Source organism: Formosa sp. F44 (genome assembly GCF_056238645.1).
Map to the genome: position 1 here is coordinate 169,701 of NZ_JBWDLJ010000003.1, position 21,714 is coordinate 191,414.

General features: G+C 35.5%; 14 protein-coding genes and 1 pseudogene. 14 read left to right on the forward strand and 1 reads right to left on the reverse strand.

The annotated features are described in order from the left end of the window. From AC0UBM_RS10780 to AC0UBM_RS10815, 8 genes and pseudogenes are all read left to right on the forward strand, one after another. A complete protein-coding gene (locus AC0UBM_RS10780) occupies positions 1-1,200 on the forward strand; it encodes an efflux RND transporter periplasmic adaptor subunit (protein WP_475688643.1) in 1,200 nt (399 codons plus the stop codon). Between the two features lie 20 nt (positions 1,201-1,220). Next, positions 1,221-1,643: a Fur family transcriptional regulator gene (locus AC0UBM_RS10785; RefSeq protein ID WP_475688644.1), complete on the forward strand. Its 423-nt coding sequence runs from the start codon at positions 1,221-1,223 to the stop codon at positions 1,641-1,643. Between the two features lie 27 nt (positions 1,644-1,670). Further along, positions 1,671-2,462, forward strand: a complete 792-nt coding sequence (locus AC0UBM_RS10790; RefSeq protein ID WP_475688645.1) for a cation efflux transmembrane domain-containing protein — start codon at positions 1,671-1,673, stop codon at positions 2,460-2,462. A 34-nt stretch (positions 2,463-2,496) separates the two neighbouring features. Further along, positions 2,497-4,464: a heavy metal translocating P-type ATPase gene (locus AC0UBM_RS10795; RefSeq protein WP_475688646.1), complete on the forward strand. Its 1,968-nt coding sequence runs from the start codon at positions 2,497-2,499 to the stop codon at positions 4,462-4,464. Positions 4,465-4,472: 8 nt separating this feature from the next. Then, complete coding sequence (locus AC0UBM_RS10800; protein WP_475688647.1) at positions 4,473-5,087, forward strand: class I SAM-dependent methyltransferase; 615 nt, start codon at positions 4,473-4,475, stop codon at positions 5,085-5,087. Positions 5,088-5,227: 140 nt separating this feature from the next. Next, positions 5,228-7,486 carry a heavy metal translocating P-type ATPase gene (locus AC0UBM_RS10805; protein WP_475688648.1) on the forward strand — a complete coding sequence of 753 codons (2,259 nt, stop codon included), beginning with the start codon at positions 5,228-5,230 and terminating at the stop codon, positions 7,484-7,486. A gap of 20 nt (positions 7,487-7,506) precedes the next feature. Then, complete coding sequence (locus AC0UBM_RS10810) at positions 7,507-7,719, forward strand: heavy-metal-associated domain-containing protein (protein WP_070237436.1); 213 nt, start codon at positions 7,507-7,509, stop codon at positions 7,717-7,719. A 14-nt stretch (positions 7,720-7,733) separates the two neighbouring features. Next, positions 7,734-8,513: pseudogene (locus AC0UBM_RS10815) on the forward strand (M90 family metallopeptidase). A 120-nt stretch (positions 8,514-8,633) separates the two neighbouring features. Here AC0UBM_RS10815 and AC0UBM_RS10820 read toward each other — a convergent pair. Further along, entirely contained in the window at positions 8,634-9,848 is a 1,215-nt protein-coding gene (locus tag AC0UBM_RS10820; protein WP_070237438.1) for a site-specific integrase, read from the reverse strand. A gap of 570 nt (positions 9,849-10,418) precedes the next feature. Here AC0UBM_RS10820 and AC0UBM_RS10825 point away from each other — a divergent pair. The 6 genes from AC0UBM_RS10825 (at position 10,419) to AC0UBM_RS10850 (ending at position 21,712) form a co-directional block, all read left to right on the forward strand. Beyond that, on the forward strand, positions 10,419-11,594 hold the full coding sequence (locus tag AC0UBM_RS10825) for a dicarboxylate/amino acid:cation symporter (RefSeq protein WP_475688649.1): 1,176 nt from the start codon (positions 10,419-10,421) through the stop codon (positions 11,592-11,594). Between the two features lie 284 nt (positions 11,595-11,878). Next, the gene (locus tag AC0UBM_RS10830) at positions 11,879-14,674 is read left to right on the forward strand and encodes a helix-turn-helix and ligand-binding sensor domain-containing protein (protein WP_475688650.1); all 2,796 of its coding nucleotides are present in this window, start codon (positions 11,879-11,881) and stop codon (positions 14,672-14,674) included. A gap of 250 nt (positions 14,675-14,924) precedes the next feature. Next, positions 14,925-18,023, forward strand: a complete 3,099-nt coding sequence (locus AC0UBM_RS10835) for a SusC/RagA family TonB-linked outer membrane protein (protein WP_475688651.1) — start codon at positions 14,925-14,927, stop codon at positions 18,021-18,023. 20 nt (positions 18,024-18,043) lie between these two features. Further along, positions 18,044-19,456: a RagB/SusD family nutrient uptake outer membrane protein gene (locus AC0UBM_RS10840; protein ID WP_434037090.1), complete on the forward strand. Its 1,413-nt coding sequence runs from the start codon at positions 18,044-18,046 to the stop codon at positions 19,454-19,456. Positions 19,457-19,515: 59 nt separating this feature from the next. Next, entirely contained in the window at positions 19,516-20,883 is a 1,368-nt protein-coding gene (locus AC0UBM_RS10845; protein ID WP_475688652.1) for a glucoamylase family protein, read from the forward strand. 22 nt (positions 20,884-20,905) lie between these two features. Next, on the forward strand, positions 20,906-21,712 hold the full coding sequence (locus tag AC0UBM_RS10850; RefSeq protein ID WP_475688653.1) for a carboxylesterase family protein: 807 nt from the start codon (positions 20,906-20,908) through the stop codon (positions 21,710-21,712). Positions 21,713-21,714: the final 2 nt, after the last annotated feature.

The window sequence follows — 21,714 nt, forward strand, 5'->3', positions numbered from 1 at the left end:
ATGAAAAACGTATCTAATTATATGGTTATCGGACTAACAATAATGCTTTTGGGGCTAACAGCCTGTGGGGATTCCAAATCCGAAACCGCCGAAAACAAAGGGGATAATCCCGAAACAGAAGAAGCACATTCAGAAAGCGAAGCTGAAGAAGTGATGCTTACAGCACAACAATATAATGCCTTGCAAATGAAAGTGGACACGCTCGCACAGCGCAATATGGGTGGTTATGTGCAAGCCAACGGCCAACTTGAAGTGCCACCACAGAATGAAGCCACTATAACTTCGGTTTTAGGTGCAAATGTGGTTTCCATCGAGGTTATCGAGGGCGATAAAGTCAACAAAGGCCAAACGGTCGCTTATTTATCACATCCCAATATTATCCAAAAGCAGACGGATTACCTTAATGCGTACAGTAATAGCCAGTTTTTAAAGAAGGAATTTGAAAGGCAAAAAACTTTATACGATGCAGGTGTGGGTAGTGGTGCAAATTTTCAAAAAGCTGAAGCGGAATATCAGGCGTCCCGAAGTATGGCGAACGGATTGGAAGCACAGCTAAAACAATTGAGCATTAGTGCATCTGGTGTAAGAAACGGCACCATTTATCAAAGGGTTGCACTGCGAAGTCCCATAGAAGGTTTTGTTCAAAAAGTGGAAGTAAAAACAGGACAATTTGTAGAACCTCAAACAGACCTAATGGAAATCGTGGACACCCATCACGTACACGCAGATTTAATGGTTTTTGAAAAGGATGTTTACAAAGTAAAAGAAGGACAGAAAGTTACCTTTAACGTCCAATCTATTCCTGGAAAAGAACTTACGGCGGAAATTTATTCCGTAGGAAAGACTTTTGAGCAGAATCCAAAAGCAATACACGTTCACGCCGAAATTGAAAATAAGGAAGGCAACTTGATACCGGGAATGTACATCCAAGGGCGCATTCAAACAGATAATACTATGACCACGGCAATTCCTGAAAGTGCCATAGCAGCAGACGGCGGAAAATACTATGTGTTTACAGCAGAAAAAGAAGGCGACAATTGGAAATTTACGCCTACTGAAATAGCTAAAGGCGCTCAAGATAATGATTGGGTGGCTATAGATTTTTTGAATGAAAATGAACCTAACACAAAATACGCCTACAACAATGCCTATTATTTAATAGCAGAGATGAAAAAAGGGGAACTTGGTGACGATGACTAATAACAGATTAGAACGAAGATATGAGTGAAATTGAAAAACTATTGGAAGAAAAGAACGTGCGCCCAACAGCGATGCGCATCCTTATCTATAAGTTTATGGCACAAAAAAATAGTGCGGTCGCTATGAAAGATATTGAGTCTGCTTTTGCAAAAGCGGACAGGACCACATTGTACCGTTCCTTAAAAACCTTCGAGGAAAAAAACGTGGTGCATCAAATAGACGATGGTACAGGTATTGCAAAATATGCCCTTTGTGAAGAAGGTTGCAATTGTGAAATAGAACAAGATTTGCACTTGCACTTTCATTGCAGCAATTGTGACGAAACGGTGTGTTTGACCGAGCATAAAATTCCGCAAATAAATTTGCCCGATGGATTTTTGGCAGAGGAAGTAAACCTTGTATTAACAGGAATATGCGATAAATGCAATAGTATTTTACTATAACTTATATACTAACGAAATTAATAGATTTTGAATAAGAGCACTTTTAGAATAAGTCAGATGGATTGTCCCTCGGAAGAGCAGATGATTCGTATGAAGTTAGATGGTTTTGAACAAGTCAAATACCTTGATTTTGACATTCCCAATAGAAAGTTAGAAGTATATCATACAGATGATGTAGATGAAATAAGTAAAGCAATCGGACAGTTGGGATTAGGCGATAGTTTCAAAGATACTGTAGATGCCGAGCCACCTGTTGGCAAAGATGAAAAAAAGCAACGTAAGATTTTATGGTGGGTCTTGGGTATCAATTTAGGTTTTTTTGTTGTAGAAATGGCTACGGGTTGGATATCCGGCTCAATGGGTCTTATTGCAGACTCATTGGATATGTTAGCAGATTCCATTGTGTATGGGCTGAGTCTTTTTGCAATAGGTGGTGGCATTACCCGAAAAAAGAAAGTTGCCGGAATAAGCGGATATTTTCAAATGGGGCTTGCCCTCTTGGGTTTCGTAGAGGTTTTACGAAGATTTTTTACTGAAAGTGAAACCCCATTGTTTCAATGGATGATTGTTATTTCAATCTTCGCTTTAATAGGAAATCTTATATCATTATGGTTAATCAACAAGACCGACAGCAAGGAAGCACATATGCAAGCAAGTGTCATTTTTACGTCCAATGATATCATAGTCAACGGTGGGGTAATACTTGCAGGTGTACTTGTTTATTTTTTAGATAGTAAATGGCCCGATTTGGTAATCGGTGGGATTGTATTTGCAATTGTAATGCGCGGTGCTCTAAGAATACTCAAATTATCAAAGTAAATTTTGAAGCGATATTAAATTTTATGAAAAATAGATGAAAAAGAAAAAAGTAAACTTACGGGACTTAGATACCCAAGAACACTCGGGCGAGCATTCTCACGATGATGGTCATAACCACAGTAGCCCAGAAGAAATTTCAAATTTTAGAACTTATCTGCCAGCTATCTTCAGTTTTGTGATGCTGATAGTTGGAATTGCCATTGATTACTTTGATGCCTTTCCGTTTTTCAAAGGATGGATTCGCATTTTGTGGTACACAGTAGCATATATCCCAGTTGGATTTCCCGTGATTAGGGAAGGATGGAAAAGCATACTAAAAGGCGATTTCTTTACTGAATTCTTCCTGATGTCAATTGCAACCTTGGGGGCTTTTGCCATTGGCGAATATCCCGAAGGTGTAGCCGTAATGCTATTTTATGCTGTGGGCGAACTATTTCAAAATGCAGCCGTCAACCGTGCCAAAAGAAACATTAAAGCTTTACTGGATGTAAGACCAAATGAAGCTTTGGTTTATCGTGACGGCGATTTTGTTTCAGTAAATCCCGAGACCGTTGAGATTGGCGAAAAGATTCAGGTACGTGTTGGCGAAAAAGTTTCGCTTGATGGCATTTTAATTTCTGAAAAGGGTTCTTTTAATACTGCTGCCTTGACAGGCGAAAGCAAACCCGATACCATTGCCAATGGCGATAGCGTATTTGCCGGAAGCATCAATCTCGATGGTGTAATCGAAATCGAGACCACAAAAGAATTTAAGGATAGTTCTATTGCCCGTATTCTTGATATGGTACAGAATGCGACCGCCAGAAAATCAAAAACGGAATTATTTATAAGGAAGTTCGCAAGGATTTATACACCTATTGTTGTCTTCCTCGCTATCGGTCTCACGTTCCTACCTTACTTTTTTGTGGACGATTATGTATTTCGGGATTGGCTGTACAGAGCTTTAATATTTCTCGTGATTTCTTGCCCCTGTGCGCTGGTTATCTCTATTCCTCTGGGTTATTTCGGCGGATTGGGTGCGGCATCCCGTAATGGCATACTGTTCAAAGGTGCATCTTTCTTAGATGCAATGACCAAAGTAAATACCGTGGTAATGGACAAAACGGGAACTGTGACCAAAGGTGTTTTTAAGATTAAGGAAGTTGTAAACACTTCTGATTTCGCGGAAGCGGAATTTATGCAATATCTGATGGCAATGGAAGAACAATCTACCCATCCCATTGCAAAGGCAATTTTGGAATATAAAGCAGAGGGCGCAGATTTAGAGGCAACGAATGTTTCTGAAGTTGCTGGAAAGGGCTTAAAAGGTACGGTCAATGGCAAGACTGTTTTGGTAGGAAACAAAGCGTTGATGACCTCAAATAGTATAGAAGTTCCATCTGCAACCAACGACATTGTAGAATCAATCGTTATGGTCGCCATAGATGAAAAGTTTGCAGGCTATGTAACTATTGCAGATGAACTAAAGGATGATGCGCACCAAGCCATAAAACAAATTCGGGATGCAGGAATTTCCAAGATTATAATGCTATCAGGCGACAAGGACTCTATTACGCAACAAGTTGCAAAAGAATTGAATATTGATTGGGCGAAAGGCGGATTGTTACCAGAGGATAAACTAAATGAGGTCGAAGAGCTCAAAAAACAACCCAATATAAAAGTAGCTTTCATAGGCGATGGCATCAACGATGCGCCGGTGTTGGCAGCAAGTGATGTAGGTATCGCAATGGGTGGTTTGGGTAGTGATGTTGCCATTGAGACGGCCGATGTCATCATCCAAAACGACCAACCGAGCAAGATTGCAAGAGCTATTAAAATTGGACGTTCAACCCGTAGAATCGTATGGCAAAATATTGGCTTGGCATTCGGTGTGAAAGTAATTGTACTTATCCTTGGTGCAGGTGGTCTTGCCACAATGTGGGAAGCCGTTTTCGCAGACGTAGGTGTGGCATTGTTAGCTATCTTTAACGCAGTTAGATTACAAAGAATGACTTGGAGTTAAAAGACATTATGATAAAAAAAGCACATTGGGAAAACGTTTTTAAAACAAAATCTTTGAACGAAGTGAGTTGGTATGAAGTTGTGCCAGAAACATCTTTATCCTTTTTCAAGGAATCTAATATCTCTAAATCTGCTAAAATTATTGATATTGGTGGTGGCGATAGTTTTTTGGTAGATAATCTTTTAAAGTTAGGATACAACGATATTACAGTGTTGGATATATCTGGAGCTGCATTAGATAGAGCAAAGCAACGTTTAAAAGACCAATCAAAGAAAGTAAAATGGATAGTAGCTGATGCTGCTGATTTTTCACCACCTGAAAATTATGATTTTTGGCACGATAGAGCAGCATTTCATTTTTTAACCGATGAACAAAGTATAAGAAATTATGTTGAAACGGTTCAAAAACATCTTAATAAGAATGGTAATTTAGTTATTGGCACTTTCTCTGAAAATGGTCCCAAAAAGTGTAGTGGTTTAGAGATAAAACAATATTCGGAAACTACAATGACCGATCAATTCGAAACACATTTCGAAAAAATTAGGTGCATTAAAATTGACCATAAAACACCTTTTGATACAAATCAAAATTTCGTTTTTTGCTGGTTTAAAAAAATAATGTAATCAGTCAAAATGATTACCATTGAATATTTTTGAATAAACGAAAGGTAAATGAGCAAATTCTACAAATCATTCAGCCTAAAACATAACAGATTAAAGTCTTTTAATCCTGAAATTTGTACTGTACAAATAAGAATGCGATTATGGAAACAATCAACATATTTGAAACCAAAGAGAAAAACCACAAGCAAGGAATAAAAGAATCATTCCCTGTTACAGGAATGACCTGCGCATCGTGTGCATCAAGTGTTGAATCTGTATTAAAACACACAGCAGGAGTATTTGATGCCAGCGTAAACTTTGCCAATAGTTCTGTTCTTGTCGAATACGACAAAGAGTTGAGTCCTAATCAACTTCAAAATGCACTTCGCGAAGTGGGTTATGACATTATCATTGATGCGGAGAATCCTTCAGAAGTACAACAAGAACTACAGCAAAAACATTATCAAGACATAAAAAACCGTACTATCTGGTCGGCCATACTTACCCTTCCCATTTTTGTATTAGGAATGTTTTTTATGCAATGGGAACCAGGTAAGTGGATTTCTTTGGTGTTAACTTTTCCAATTCTTTTTTGGTTTGGGCGTAGCTTTTTCATCAATGCTTTCAAGCAAGCCAAACACGGTAAAGCAAATATGGATACCTTGGTAGCTTTGAGCACAGGAATCGCTTTTATCTTTAGTGTATTCAATACCTTTTTTCCAGAATTTTGGTTGAGTCGTGGTATTGAACCTCACGTTTATTATGAAGCGGCTACGGTAATTATAACTTTTATTTCCTTGGGAAAATTATTGGAGGAAAAGGCAAAATCAAATACGTCTTCAGCCATCAAAAAACTAATGGGTCTTCAGCCCAAAACCCTAAAAATAATTGAGAATGGAGAAGAAAAGGAAATCCCTATTTCATCTGTACAGGTGGGTCAGACCATTTTGGTACGTCCCGGAGAAAAGATTCCTGTAGATGGAGAAGTTTCCAAGGGAAGCTCGTATGTAGATGAAAGTATGATTACGGGAGAACCTGTTCCAGTTGAAAAAATAAAAGATGAAAAAGTATTTGCAGGCACGGTAAATCAAAAAGGGAGCTTTCAATTTACTGCCGAAAAAGTAGGTGGAGAAACCTTACTATCACAAATCATTAAAATGGTTCAGGAAGCTCAAGGAAGCAAGGCGCCGGTTCAAAAGCTGGTCGATAAGATTGCCGGAATATTTGTTCCTGTCGTATTAGTCATTTCTATCATTACATTCATTGTCTGGATGTCAGTTGGTGGCGATAACGCATTTTCACAAGCCTTGTTGACCTCTGTAGCCGTGTTGGTTATCGCTTGTCCTTGCGCATTGGGCTTGGCAACACCTACCGCAATTATGGTGGGAATTGGTAAAGGCGCAGAAAATAATATTTTGATAAAGGATGCCGAAAGTTTAGAACTCGGTTATAAAGTGAATGCTATTATCCTTGATAAAACGGGTACAATTACCGAAGGAAAACCCTTAGTAACTGATATAATTTGGAAGAATAACCTTGAAAATCAAAATGAATACAAGCAAATTCTTTTGGCTATAGAAGCACAATCGGAACATCCTTTGGCGGAAGCAGTAGTCAACCATTTAAAAGATGAAAAGGTTGAACAAGCTGAAATTGCTTCTTTTGAAAGTATTACAGGAAAAGGTGTAAAGGCGCAATCAGAGAATGGTTCAAAATATTATGTGGGTAACCATAAACTAATGGTCGAAAAGAATATTGAAATTGAATCTTCTTTAATGCAAACAGCAGAAAGTCTCGAAGAGCAGGCTAAAACGGTCATATTCTTTGGTAATGAAAAACAAGTGCTGGCGATACTCGCCATTGCTGACAAGATTAAAGAAACTTCAAAAAAAGCTATAGAAACACTTCAAGACAGAGGCATCGAAGTCTATATGCTTACTGGAGATAACAATAAAACCGCATCTGCTGTCGCAAAACAAGTCGGAATAACAAATTACCAAGGCGAAGTAATGCCTTCGGACAAGGCAGCTTTTGTTGAAAAATTGCAGGCGGACGGAAAGATAGTCGCAATGGTTGGCGATGGTATTAATGATTCCCAGGCTTTGGCGCAAGCCAATGTGAGTATTGCAATGGGAAAAGGTTCGGATATAGCAATGGATGTAGCAAAAATGACCTTGATAACCTCAGATTTGCAATCCATCCCAAAAGCATTGGAACTGTCAAAAAGAACCGTGTTGGGCATCCGTCAAAACTTATTTTGGGCGTTCATTTACAACATCATTGGTATTCCAATCGCAGCAGGAGTTTTGTATCCCGTAAACGGTTTTTTATTAGACCCAATGATTGCAGGTGCAGCAATGGCATTCAGTAGTGTATCCGTTGTTGCAAATAGTTTAAGACTTAAACGAGTAAAACTTTAATAATAAATAAATTCAATACTATGAAAACTTTAAAATTTAAAACAAATATCAATTGTGGTGGGTGTGTATCAAAAGTAACCCCCTTTTTAGACAAACAAGAAGGTGTAGAAAGTTGGGAAGTAGATACCTCTAATCCTGATAAAATCCTAACCATTGAAAGCGATGGTGCAACCGAAGAAGATGTAAAATCGGTTTTGCAAAAAGTGGGATTCAAGGCCAAACCTGTAGATTAATACGTTTTTTTAAGATGGCCTATATTTTAATTTCTGTTGTGATTATTCTTTTTGCTGTTCATTTTTATAGAAAAGCGAAACGCCATAGTGTAAAGCCATTTCCAGAGCATTGGCACAAATTATTAATGGACAATGTTCTGTTTTATAGAAATCTTTCAAACAATAGGCAGCTAATTTTTTAGCAAAAAATGATGCAGTTTTTAAGTGAGGTCTATATCGATGGTGTGCAGCTTGAACTGGAAGAGTTGGACAAGATTTTAATTGCGGCAAGTGCAGTAATACCTGTTTTTGGCTTCAAAGAATGGCATTACACCAATTTAAGCGGTATCCTTTTATATCCAGATTATTTTAATGAGGATATGCAATTTAGTAGTAAGGATAACTCAAGAAATATTGGTGGAATAGTTGGGAATGGACGTTTTGAGAAGCAAATGATTTTATCTAAAAAAGCATTGTACTACGGCTTTAAAAACACAACCGATAAAAGTAATACTGGCATACACGAATTTGTGCATCTTATTGATAAGTTGGATGATAGTACAGATGGAGTTCCAGAGCGATTATTAGAACATCAATATGCATTACCTTGGTTGAATTTAATTCATAAGGAAATGGAAGCCATAAACGACAATCATTCTGATATCCGAAAATATGGAGGTACAAATCAAGCTGAATTTTTTGCAGTAGCTTCAGAATATTTCTTCGAGCGTCCAGACTTACTCAAAAAGAAACATCCTGATCTATATAAAATGTTGGTAAAATGTTTCAATCAAAAATTAGCGGATCCAATTTAAATTTAATTCCTATTTAGGAAAGACTAAATTTTTAATTGGAAAAGATAAAGAACAGATATTTTGTTGTTACAGATAGGTTTAGCATATTCAAAATATCCGCTAATTGATTTTTTTATCCCTTCAAAAATTTACCACGCTATCTAATGCGTCATCCGCATCTCTATGCATAAAGTTAGATTGATAATTTATTGTAGTGGTAATCGATGAATGTCTGTATAATTTTTGGAGCATATTAATTGGGATTTTATCTTCCGATATATTCCCAAATGTATGTCTAGCAATATGCATAGTTACTTTTTTTGATATTTTGGCTTTATCAGCTACCGTTACCAAATATTTATTGAATTTCTTATTAGCGGTTTTTGTTTTAGCATAAACATCTTTAGCATTTTTTAAATCGGCTTTTTTCATTTCAGGAAATATAAAGTCCTCTTCGCTCTGCTTGTCATTTATGTAATCTTTCAAAATTGGAAAAACTTTATCTGGAATTTTTAAGGATAACAGTTTTGAATTCTTGTTCATTCGATAGTGAAGTCTATTATCAAAAATGTCGTTCCAACGAATTTTTAATATATCAGCTACACGGATGCCAGCAAAGTAAAAACTGAAAAGCCAGAGATTTCTAGCGTGAGTTTCATTCTTGGTAAGGTTATCAACTGACTCTAGCTCTATGACTTCATTTCGAGTAAGACCTATTTTTTCAGTTTCAGGGAACTTAATTCGTATTTTATCCGAACCGAATGGGTAAAGTTTTCTATCTACGATACCCAATTTTATGGCCCTATTATAGATAGTTCTAATCACAATAAGATTATTTACTATCGACCTTTCTGATAGGTTGTGTTTTGTACGGAGGTAGGTTTTAAATTTCTTTAGAAAATTTTCATCAATTTCTTGAAAGGTTAGCTGCTTTGACGTGGTAAATTTTAAAACGTGATTAATTCTTGCTTTATCTGTTGAAAGCCTAGACAGCTTTTCGTTTGCTTCTAAATCATCAAGAAAGTCTTGTGCCACTTCAAAAAAAGTAACTGATTCCGAAGAAGCATAAAGTTTCTCTTTTATTTGATTTGCCGATATATCCTTTTTGCTCGACTGCAAATCAATCAGCATTTTATTTGCCTCAGACAGTTTGGTACTAAGCAAACCGTTTAACCTATCTGAGTAAGGATGTGATTTTCTAACTCTAATATTTTTCACATCCCAATCATTTGGGTCAATATTATGACCTATATAATGATAATTTGAGCGACGGTTTTTTGTGATACGAATACAAAGAGGACAATGTCCTTCTTTATTAGGCTTTTTCCGAAGTACTATTTTTGCATTTGATGACATATCTTAAATATTAGGATATAAAGATAATCATTTTTGGTACAACATAGGTACAACAAATTATGATTTTAAACGATATCAATTGATATTATATAAAATTAAATGTATGCTAATCAGTTGATTATAATATAGCTTATGGAAATTTAGTAGTAAATACGCTGGATTCAAAATCCAATTTCTTCGGAAGTGTGGGTTCGATTCCCACCTTGAGTACATAAATCCTTGTTAATCGTTTGATTAGCAAGGATTTTTTCGTTTTCACCCTGATGCTACCTTCAACTTTTAGTCGACATGCTATGAAATGCACGACCACAATACTCACGTTTTCTGCAGACTTTTTTTAGTGTTTATAACAATATCAGAAATGCCTTTTAAATAAAATGAAATCTCAGTTCTATCGGTGCAAAAAGACTCAAATTTTTGGATTGATACACTTCAAACAAAATAGTACGTTTTGGATAATGCTACTAAACCCAATTTTTATAGGTGAATTCTGTTCAATGCCTGTATATTTGCGAACTTAAAACTGACTGCTGTTATAAAATTAAGGTCTGCTATAAATTATCCTAGATTATGAAACGTTTATTTTCGAATTTACTATTTAAAGTTTTTTTAGCCATGGTGCTAGGTATTGTTTTCGGACTTTATTTACCGGAATCTGTTAACCGAATTTTCACCACATTTAATGCGTTTTTCGGACAGTTTTTAAGTTTTTCTATTCCATTAATTATATTGGGATTAATTATGCCTGCTATTTCCGACTTGGGTAAAGGGGCTGGAAAATTATTATTGTTAACCGCGGCAATTGCATATGGCTCCACATTATTTTCGGGATTCATGACTTATTTTACGGCATCCAATATATTTCCAAATTTATTAGAATCGCATGTAAATGAAACGGCTCAAATTGTAGATTTAGGATTAGAATTATTGCCCTATTTCAGTATAACAATACCGCCACTTATGGATATTATGACTTCCTTAATTCTAGCTTTTGTTATTGGTTTAGGGCTGTCTTATCAGGAAAATTCTACTCTAAAATTAGTGGTAAAAGACTTCGAGACCATTATTATGCAGGTTATAGAATATGTTATTATTCCGCTTTTACCTTTATTTATATTAGGGATATTCGCTAGCATGTCGTTTAGCGGTAAAGTGTTTTCTATACTCTCTGTTTTTATAAGTATAATTGGTGTAATTTTTATTTTACATATATTACTGTTAATACTACAGTTTACTATTGCTGGTATACTTTCAAAAAAGAATCCTTTTAAGTTATTGATAACCATGATGCCTGCCTATTTTACTGCACTTGGTACGCAGTCCTCGGCAGCTACAATACCTGTAACTCTAGAGCAGTGTTTAAAAAATGGGGTTTCAGAAAAAATAGCGGGTTTTGTTGTGCCTTTATGCGCGACAATTCACCTCTCGGGAAGTGTTATGAAAATTACTGCTTGTGCTATGGCGTTAATGATTTTAGAAGGTATGCCTTTTAGCTTTACATTATTTGCCGGTTTTATTTTTATGCTTGGAATCGCTATGGTTGCAGCGCCAGGAGTGCCAGGAGGTGCGATTATGGCAGCTGTGGGTATCTTACAATCTATGTTAGGATTTACCGAAGAGATGATCGGATTGATGATTGCTTTATACATAGCCATGGATAGTTTTGGTACGGCGTGTAATGTTACTGGAGATGGCGCTATTTCTTTGGTGGTAGATCGGATAACTAAAGATAAATTGGTAGCCTAGCATTTTAATAAAATCATTACTATTTATAGGCTAATTTTAGCGCTCTCTTTATAACTGCTGTCTTCCTTTTAAAGTGTTATTTTAGATTAGAGTGAAGTCATTTAAAACAAAATGTATTGTTAAAAATGGGATAGAAGAATGTGATAACAGTTCATGGACTGACACTATTTATCAATTTTCTTTTACCTTTAATCTTTATTTTAATAGAGGTGTATGCTAGAATAAGGCTATTACCCAGCACAGTTAAATGTTAATAATTTAAAGCAAATAAGTAGCATAGCAGAATGAGAAACCGTTCAATAATTTTAACTATACTTTTTTATTGTTTAATTCTATCGGTAGGGCATGCTCAGTTTTCTCCCAGCATTAAAAACTACACTTTAGCAGAATATAAAGCAGCTAACCAAAATTGGGATATTTCAAGAGCGGAAAATGGTAAAGTATATGTTGCTAATAGTAGTGGTTTATTAGAATATGATGCCTTGCTTTGGAAACTTTATCAATTGCCAAACAATACCACCGTGCGTTCTGTATTGACTGTAGACGATATTGTTTATACCGGTTCTTATGAAGAGTTTGGGTATTGGCAAAAAGACGATTTTGGAATGCTAAAATATCACTCACTAAGTGATACTATACTCGAGAAGATTTCTCCTAATGAAGACATATGGGGAATCGTAAAATTCAAAGACAAAATAATTTTTCGATCGTTTTCAAATATTTATATATACGATTATAAGAGTGTCGTACAACTAAAGTCTAATTCTTTAATTATTTCCTTTAGTGTTATAGAAGACAATTTATACGTCAGTACCTTAAGTGAAGGCATATTTTTACTTAAAGACAATACACTGGAACCGTTTTATTTTAACGATGTACTTATTGATACTAAAATTATATCTATAAATAAGTACGACGATAAACTACTCTTGATGACGTCTTTAAAAGGAAGCTACTTTTTAAAGAACAACAAGTTAAACCCGACCAATTTCCAAATCAATGAAAAAATAAAACAACATCAGCTTAACGATTTTTCTATTCTAAAAAATGGAGAAATGGTTTTCGGTACTATAAAGGATGGCGTTTTTTTAACCGATAATTATGGAAATTTAAAGTTTCATGTTAGTAAAGAAAATGGCCTAATCAATAATACGGTTTTAGGGCAATCTTTAGATAGCTCCGATAATCTTTGGTTAGGTTTAGATAACGGAATTGCCAATATAGAACTTAATAGTACAAACTATTTTTTTAATGATGTTTCTGGTAAGTTAGGCGCCGTTTACGATATTATTTCGTTTAAAGGTGTTATTTATATTGGAACCAATACCGGGCTTTTTAGATTAGATACCAACCAAAAGCTAGAGTTTGTAGAGGGATCTCAAGGTCAGGTTTGGGATTTAACAATTATAGGAGACGAGCTGTTTTGTGGGCATAACGAAGGTACTTTTTTAGTAGACGATAATACTTTTAAAAAGATCTCTAGTTTTACCGGAGGATGGACCATAAAGAAAGTTCCAGAACGGAGTAATACGTATATACAGGGCACGTATTCTGGTTTAGTGAAATTTGAAAAACAAGAAGGTGAGTGGACGGTAAAGCACTTTGATAAAGCCATGATCCCTTCCCGTTTTCTGGTATTCGAAAATCCGCATACCGCTTGGGTTGCTCATGAAACTAAAGGGATTTATAAAATTCGTTTCGACGATGATTATCAAACGATTCAAAGTGTAGAAAATTATCAGCAAAAAGGCATAAGCTCAAATTATAATATTAGGGTTTACAATATTAAAAATGATATCAGTTTTAAAACTAGTGAAGGTTGGCAAAAGTATGAGCCAATTTTAGATTCCATTGTGCCTTACAAATTGCTAAATACAAAACTAGGAAAGCATAGTTATATTATCTCTGAAGACAATACGAATCTTTTCGCTTTAAAAAATGACGAAGGTTTTATCAATTTTAAATCGTTTACCAACGATGATGAACAACTTGTTTTAAGTGACGATTTTTTGAAGAATAGATATATCGTAGGGTATGAAAATGTATCTAAAATAAACGACTCGGTGTATGCTTTAAATTTAGATAATGGTTTTATGATGATAAATAGTACCACGCCATCTAATTATGCCTTGGACAAACCAAAAATAGAAATGGTAGCTGTTGGTGGTGTGCCCATTAATTTATCCGAGATAACAAACGATGAGGTGCGCTTTAATTTTAATGAAAATATTACCATAGAACTATCTTCAGCACGATCTGTCAATCATTTTTTTGAATACAAAATTTCTAACACCGATAATCTATGGTATAAAATCGATGGAAATAAAGTTGAGTTTTCTAGTCTTAAGGATGGAAATTATACCATATCGTTTAGAACCGGCAGTAATTCCGGAACAGTTTCTCCTGCTCTCGATTTACAAATAGATATACTTCCACCATGGTACAGAAATACCTTTGGTTTTTTATTATATGTGCTTATTGCCATCTTAACCGGTATCGTATTCTACGTCATACAGAAAAAGAAAATAGAAAAAGAGCAACGCCTGATTAAGATTAAATATCAGAAAGAACAACAAAAACTACTACGCGAAAAGACGTTAGAAAATGAAAAGCAAATTGTCGAGCTTAAGAATGAAGCGTTACAAAGAGAAATTAAGCTTAAAAGTAAGCAGTTAGCCAATAATGCCATGGCATTGGTTAAAAAGAATGAAACCCTTCAAGAAATTAAAAAAGAATTAACGGTTAATAAAGAAGGTTTTAATAGTCACTACTCGTTTAAAAAGCTGTTAAAAAAGTTAGATAATTCAATCGTTCTTAAAGACGAATGGGAAGTTTTCGAGAACAACTTTAGTCAGGTTCACGACGAATTTTTTGAACGTCTAAAAGCCAAGCATGCTAAGCTTACACCAAAGGATTTAAAGATCTGTGCCTACATCAAAATGAATCTGTCTTCAAAAGAAATCGCACCTTTAATGAATATATCTGCTAGAGGTGTAGAAACGCATAGATATAGATTAAAAAAGAAGCTAGATTTGGAAAATGACATTTCTATTACCGATTACTTGTTAAATTTTAAATAAGCACCCTATTTTATTATCTATTACGTAATTAAGCACTACGTCATTACTACGTCATTTGCTTCATTTGTTTTCAACTACAACGTTTTTTTAAAAAGTATAAGGTACGTCAAGCGAGTTTTTTTGATGCATTTTAACATTTTAAGGATGTAATGACGTATTTAAAATGTAAACGGATTTTAACTTTATTTAACAAGAGGTTATAATTTAGTCACACAAACAAACTGAATATTTAACTTTTAATAATACTAATATGAAAACAAAGATTAGTCTGTTGTTAATGCTATTTTTTTCATTTACTGCTTTTGCACAAGAAATGGAAATTAGTGGTGTTGTAACAAGTAAAAATGATGGTGTCCCATTACCAGGAGTAAATATTATTGTAAAAGGAACCAGTAATGGAGTGTCCACCGATTTTGATGGGAACTACTCAATTACCGCAAATAAAGGTGATAAATTAGAATTTAGTTTCATCGGATTTAAATCGACTACCATTACTGTGGGTAATCAAAATGTGGTGAATGTTCTATTAGAAGACGATGTAGAATCTCTAAATGAGGTTGTTGTTATAGGTTATGGTACACAAAAACGTTCCGATTTAACAGGAGCCGTTTCAAGTATAAAATCTGAGGAACTCTTAAAGCAACCTGCTGTAAATGCTACACAATCTATACAAGGAAAATTATCTGGTGTAAATATTATTAATACCAATGCGCCTGGTAGTGATCCCGTAGTTATGATTAGAGGGTTAGGAACTGCTGCATCTGGTACAACACCACTTTACATTGTAGATGGTATACAAGTAAGCGGTATTAGTAACATAAATCCTTCAGATATTGAAACTATGGATGTTATGAAAGATGCTGCTTCGGCTGCTATTTACGGTATGGATGCTGCTAACGGTGTTATTTTTATTACCACTAAAAAAGGTAAAAGCGGCAAAGCAAAAATTGCGTTAAGTTCTTATTTCGGAGCAACGAGTATGCTTAACCAAGTAAAAATGTCTAATGCTTCAGAGTATATTACTTATTTTAATGAAGTGCGTACATCGTTAGGATCGACAGATTTATTATCTACCAACCAAGCATACGATACAGACTGGTACAATGAGTTAGCAGAAGTGGGATTATCTAACAGTAATAACGTTGCTGTTTCTGGAGCGAATGAAAATATTAATTATTTCTTTAGCTTAAATAATTATAATGAAGATGGTATTTTACAAGGTCAAAATTTAACTAGAAACACCTTAAGATCTAACAATACCTTCAATCTTTTCGATAATAAAGTAAAATTAACACAAAGCTTTAGTGCTGCGCTTTCCAAAGAAACACCTAAGCCTTTCGAAGCCTTTAACGAAGCTTACCGCCAATCGCCTTTAGTTCCTACGTATTATGATAATGGTGCTTTTGGTCAGTCCGATTGGAATACTAATACCGGACTTGTTGGTTACCAAGGTAACAGCAGTTTAAATTCTATAGGAAATCCTTTGGCTACTGTGTATTATAAAAATCAGAAAGATGAGGTTACAGACTTGCAAGGATCTTTCGATTTGGAAGTTAAGCTAACAAGTTCTTTAAAAGCGAACTCTCGTTTTGGAGCAACAAAATCGTATTATAAATCAAGATCTTTTAACGATATCAAGTCTCAATATTTAACTATGAATACGGGACAAGATGAAGCAGATTTTAACGCTTTAAAAGCCGCAAATCCAACAACTACGGCTTATGCAGATAATAATTTGTCATATTCTACGTCCGAAAGTTATAGATACAACTGGGATAACTATTTAACCTTCGATAAAATAATAGGAAAGCATACTATTAATGTGGTAGCAGGTCTTACTAAAGGAAGTAAGAATAATACATTTAATACTTATCAGCTTGCATACGATGTGCCTGAAAAAGAGCAATATTGGAATATCAACTTTGCATCTGAAGACTACGAGCAAACGTCTCAACAATTTTCTTCTACGCCTATAAACCAATTATCGTACTATGGAAGATTGCAATATAACTTTAGCGAAAAATACTTTCTACAAGCCAATATTCGAAGAGATGGTATAAGCACATTTAATAATGATAACAATACAGAGTATTTTGGAAATTTCCCATCGTTTAGTGCTGGTTGGGTATTAACTAAAGAATCGTTTTTAAGTGATATAGAAAATTTAAACTTCTTAAAAGTACGTGTAGGTTGGGGTAAATTAGGGAATTCAGATGTGCCTTTTAATGTGTCAACCTATACAACCTCTCCAGGAAGTAGTAATGTAAACTATGTGTTTGGCGCAAATCAAGATTTAGTGTATGGTGCTGCTTTAGGGGCTTCTATCTATCCAATTTCTTGGGAAATCACTAAAGAAACAAACGTTGGTTTAGATTTTCAAGCCTATAGCTCTAGATTATCAGGTAGCTTTAACTACTACAATAGAAATACAGAAAATGCGATTTTAAATGTTACTCCGGTTTATACGTCTGGAGAAGGATCTAATTATTACGATCATGGCGCAGAGGTGCTTAACAAAGGTTTTGAAATAGAGCTTAATTGGAGAGACAATATTTCTGAAGACTTATCCTATAACCTAGGTTTTGTATTCTCTAAGAATGATAATAACGTAGAGAATGTAAAGTCGGCTTATGATGGTCAGACCGGAGGAAGTTTGTCTAACGGACAAATAACAAAGAGATTACAAGAAGGACAACCTATTTATGCATGGTGGATGTGGGAAGCCGATGGTGTTTGGCAAAACCAAGCAGAGATAGATAGCAATCCGCATTACGGTACGCCTGCTCCAGGACATTTACGTTATAAAGATCAGAACAACGATGGTGTTATAGACGATAGTGATAAAAAATACTTCGATTCTTATCTGCCTACCTATAACTTCGGAATTAATCTTGGTGTTAATTACAAAGCGTTCGATTTAACAGTGGATGCCTTTGGATCTGGAGGGAATAAAATTTATAACGGATTAAAAGGAACAAGTATAGATGGTGGTGAAAATATAGCGTACGATACATTTGCAAACCGATGGACGGGCGAAGGGTCTACCAATGTAAATCCTGGAGCTGCTAGAGATTCTTATGCCTCAAGTTACTATTTAGAAGATGGAGATTATTTAAGAATTAACAACATTACCATAGGTTATACTTTACCAGACCTAATAAATCAAGTGTCTAGAATTAGAATTTATGCGACTGCTAAAAACCCATTTATGTTTACTAAGTATTCTGGTTTCACTCCAGAAATAGTTGGTTCTCCAGGAGCAGCGGGAGCAAGCGGTGTGTCAGGAATAGAGCTTTCTGCATATCCAAATACTAAAACCTTCTTATTTGGTATAAACATCGATTTGTAAAATTTTAAAAATCAGTTATTATGAAAAATAATATTAAAAATATAAAGATTCTATTTTCTATCGGGCTGCTTTTAATTACAGCGTCTTGTAGTGAAGATTATTTAAACGTAGATAGTCAAGATCAATTAGAACAAGACGATACCGAAACAGTAACGCCTCAAGAAATGGTAAATGGTGCTTACGGTATGTTAACCGAATGGGATTATGCATTTTCCTATTTAGGAATTACAGAAATTATATCTGATAATGCCGATAAAGGAAGTTCTCCAACCGATACTGGAGCCGATAAAGATGTGTTGGACGCGCTAACCTTTACTAGTAGTGCAGGTTCTATTCTTTCTATGTGGCAAAACTGGTATAAATCTATAAATAGAGCATCAATTGCTATAGATTATGCTGAAAATTATGGATTGACAGACGCCACTTATAAAGACAGATTAGTCGGGGAAGCTAAGTTTTTAAGAGCTTTAAATTATTTCTGGCTAGTAAGATCTTTTGGTGCAGTGCCTTTGCAAGATGTCGATTTAGTTGAAAGACAACCAGTAGCCGATGTATATGCTTATATCGAAGCCGATTTATTAGACGCGATTGCTACACTACCTCTAAAAAGTGAATACAATGCTGCCGATTTAGGACGTGCTACAAAAGGAGCAGCTCAGGCGCTTTTATCTAAAGTTTACTTGTATGAAAAAGAGTGGCAAAAAGCATATGATATGGCTAACAATGTCATTAATTCCGGAGAATATGGTTTACATCCAAATTATGAAGAATTATGGAGAGCTTCAACAGAGAATGGTGTAGAATCTATTTTTGAAGTACAGGCAAGAGGAGAAGCCATCCAACATGGTGTTCAACAATATTCACAAACTCAAGGCGCCAGAGGAGCCGATGGTTGGGGTTGGGGTTACAACACGCCATCCGAAACACTTGTGAAAGCTTTCGAAGCGGAAGGTGATATGGTTAGAATGAATGCATCTATCATTTTTGAAGGTGAAACTTTGTGGGATGGTCGTAAAGTGTTTGAAGTTGAAAATCCGAGATATAATGAAAAAGCATATTCTAGTGCTTCAGCAGGTTCAGACGATGGCGATAAAAACATAAGAATATTGCGTTATGCCGAAATACTATTAATTAAAGCCGAAGCCGCAACATACATCGGTCAGGATGCCGCAACTCCTCTTAATTTAGTAAGAACTAGAGTTGGTCTGCCTACAATTAGTAATCCTACAGTCGAGCAAATTTGGAACGAAAGACATTTAGAATTAGCTATGGAACACGATCGTTGGTTTGATATTGTTAGAACTGGACAAGCAAAAGAGGTCATGGCTGCCGATGGGAAAACATTTGTAATAGGGAAACATGAATTATTCCCAATTCCTTATAATCAATTAGTACAAACTCCTACAATGGTACAGAATCCAGGGTGGGAATAATATAAATGTTTTAGTCACACCTGTTTGGTTGGGTGTGACTAAATTTTAAGATATCATTTATGAACATACTATGTACACGTAAATTTGTTTTAATAAGTATACTATCACTTTCTTTATTTGGTTGTAACAACCAAAAAGAGGAAAAAGAAGAAACAGCAGAGGATACGGAGGTAATAGAGAATGTTGTTTCAGATGAGGCTCTTTTAAATCGAATTCAAGAGCAAACTATTAATTATTTCTGGGAAGGAGCAGAACCTAATTCAGGTTTAGCACGCGAGCGAATACACATGGATAATATCTATTTGGAATCTCCAGAAAACACCGTAACAACTGGAGGAAGTGGTTTTGGATTGATGGCTATTCTAGTGGGTATTGAGCGCGGATTTATATCTAGAGAAGAGGCATTAGTAAGATTTGCTAAAATAGTAGATTTCCTAGACAAAGCCGATCGTTTTCATGGGGCTTGGCCACATTGGATTAATGGTGAAACAGGAAAAGTATTTCCTTTTAGCGAAAAAGATAATGGCGGGGATTTGGTCGAAACAGCCTTTCTGATCCAAGGCTTATTAACCGTTTCAGAATATTTTGATGGCGATACCGACGCCGAAAAAGAACTGGTGTCTAAAATCGATGCACTATACAAATCAGTAGAATGGGACTGGTATACTAAAGGAGGCGAAGAAGTGTTGTATTGGCATTGGTCCCCAAACTATGGTTGGGATATGAATATGCCTGTTCAGGGATATAATGAGTGTTTAATCATGTACGTATTAGCGGCAGCATCGCCTACACATCCTATTAGTCCGACAGTTTACGAAAAAGGTTGGGCAAAAAATGGAGGTATTGTTTCTAGTAAAACATACTACAACGAAGATTTGGTCTTAAACTATTTTTATAATGATACAGATTTGGTCGGACCATTATTTTGGGCGCATTATTCGTACTTAGGTTTAGATCCTAGAAACTTAACAGATCAATATGCAAATTACTGGACGCTAACGCAGAATCAGGCTAAAATACATTATAAATATGCAGTCGATAATCCGCTTAATTATAAAGGATACGGTGATAGTCTTTGGGGATTAACCTCTAGCTATTCTGTAAATGGCTACAATGGACATAGGCCAGGAAACGATGTTGGTGTTATTTCGCCAACTGCCGCCTTGTCGTCTTTTCCATACACGCCAAAGGAAAGTATGAATGTTTTAAAAAACATTTATAAAAATCATGATAGTCTAGTTGGTAAATACGGTCCGTACGATGCTTTTAGCTTCCAAGATAATTGGTATAAACCCAGATACCTCGCTATCGATCAAGGTCCAATTCCAGTAATGATAGAGAATTATAGAACAGGGTTACTTTGGCGCTTATTTATGAAAAACAGCAATGTAAAAAACGGGTTAGATGTCCTTGGTTTTATTTATTAATCACCTCTTAAAAGCTATAAATATGACGTTAAAACCTTATATATTAACACTGTGTTTAGTAATGATTATGCCTTTTGTATTAAACGCACAGCAGTTACAAAAGACCGAAGATTTATTTTTAAGTAAAACACATATTGTAAATACAGACACGCTACAATACAGAATGCTTTTGCCTAAAGGGTTTTCTGAAGATAAGTCGTATCCAGTGGTTTTATTTCTTCATGGGGCAGGAGAACGCGGCAACGATAATAAGAAGCAATTAGTAAATGGTAGTGATTTATTTTTAAAGGAAAGTACACGAAATACTTTTCCAGCAATAGTCATTTTTCCGCAATGCCCTGAAAATGATTATTGGGCAAAACTAGAAGCCGATCGATCAACACAACCAATAACGTTCAATTACAAATACAAAGAAACACCTACTAAAGCGATGGCTTTGGTTATGGATTTAATGGATAATATCGTAGAAGAACCATATGTAAAAGTCAATCAAGTGTATGTTATGGGGTTATCTATGGGTGGCATGGGCACCTTCGAAATTCTCTATCGCAAACCAGATTTGTTTGCTGCAGCTATTCCAGTATGTGGTGGTGGACATCCGGAATCTGTTATGGCATATGCTAAGTCTATCCCGTTATGGGTTTTTCATGGCGCAAAAGACGATGTGGTAGACCCAAATTTATCCATAAACATGGTATCCGCAATTCTAAACAACGGCGGATCTCCAAGATTTACACTATACGACTTTGCAAATCATAATAGTTGGGATGCTGCTTTTGCAGAACCAGAATTATTAACATGGCTTTTCTCTAAATCGAATAAAATATAATA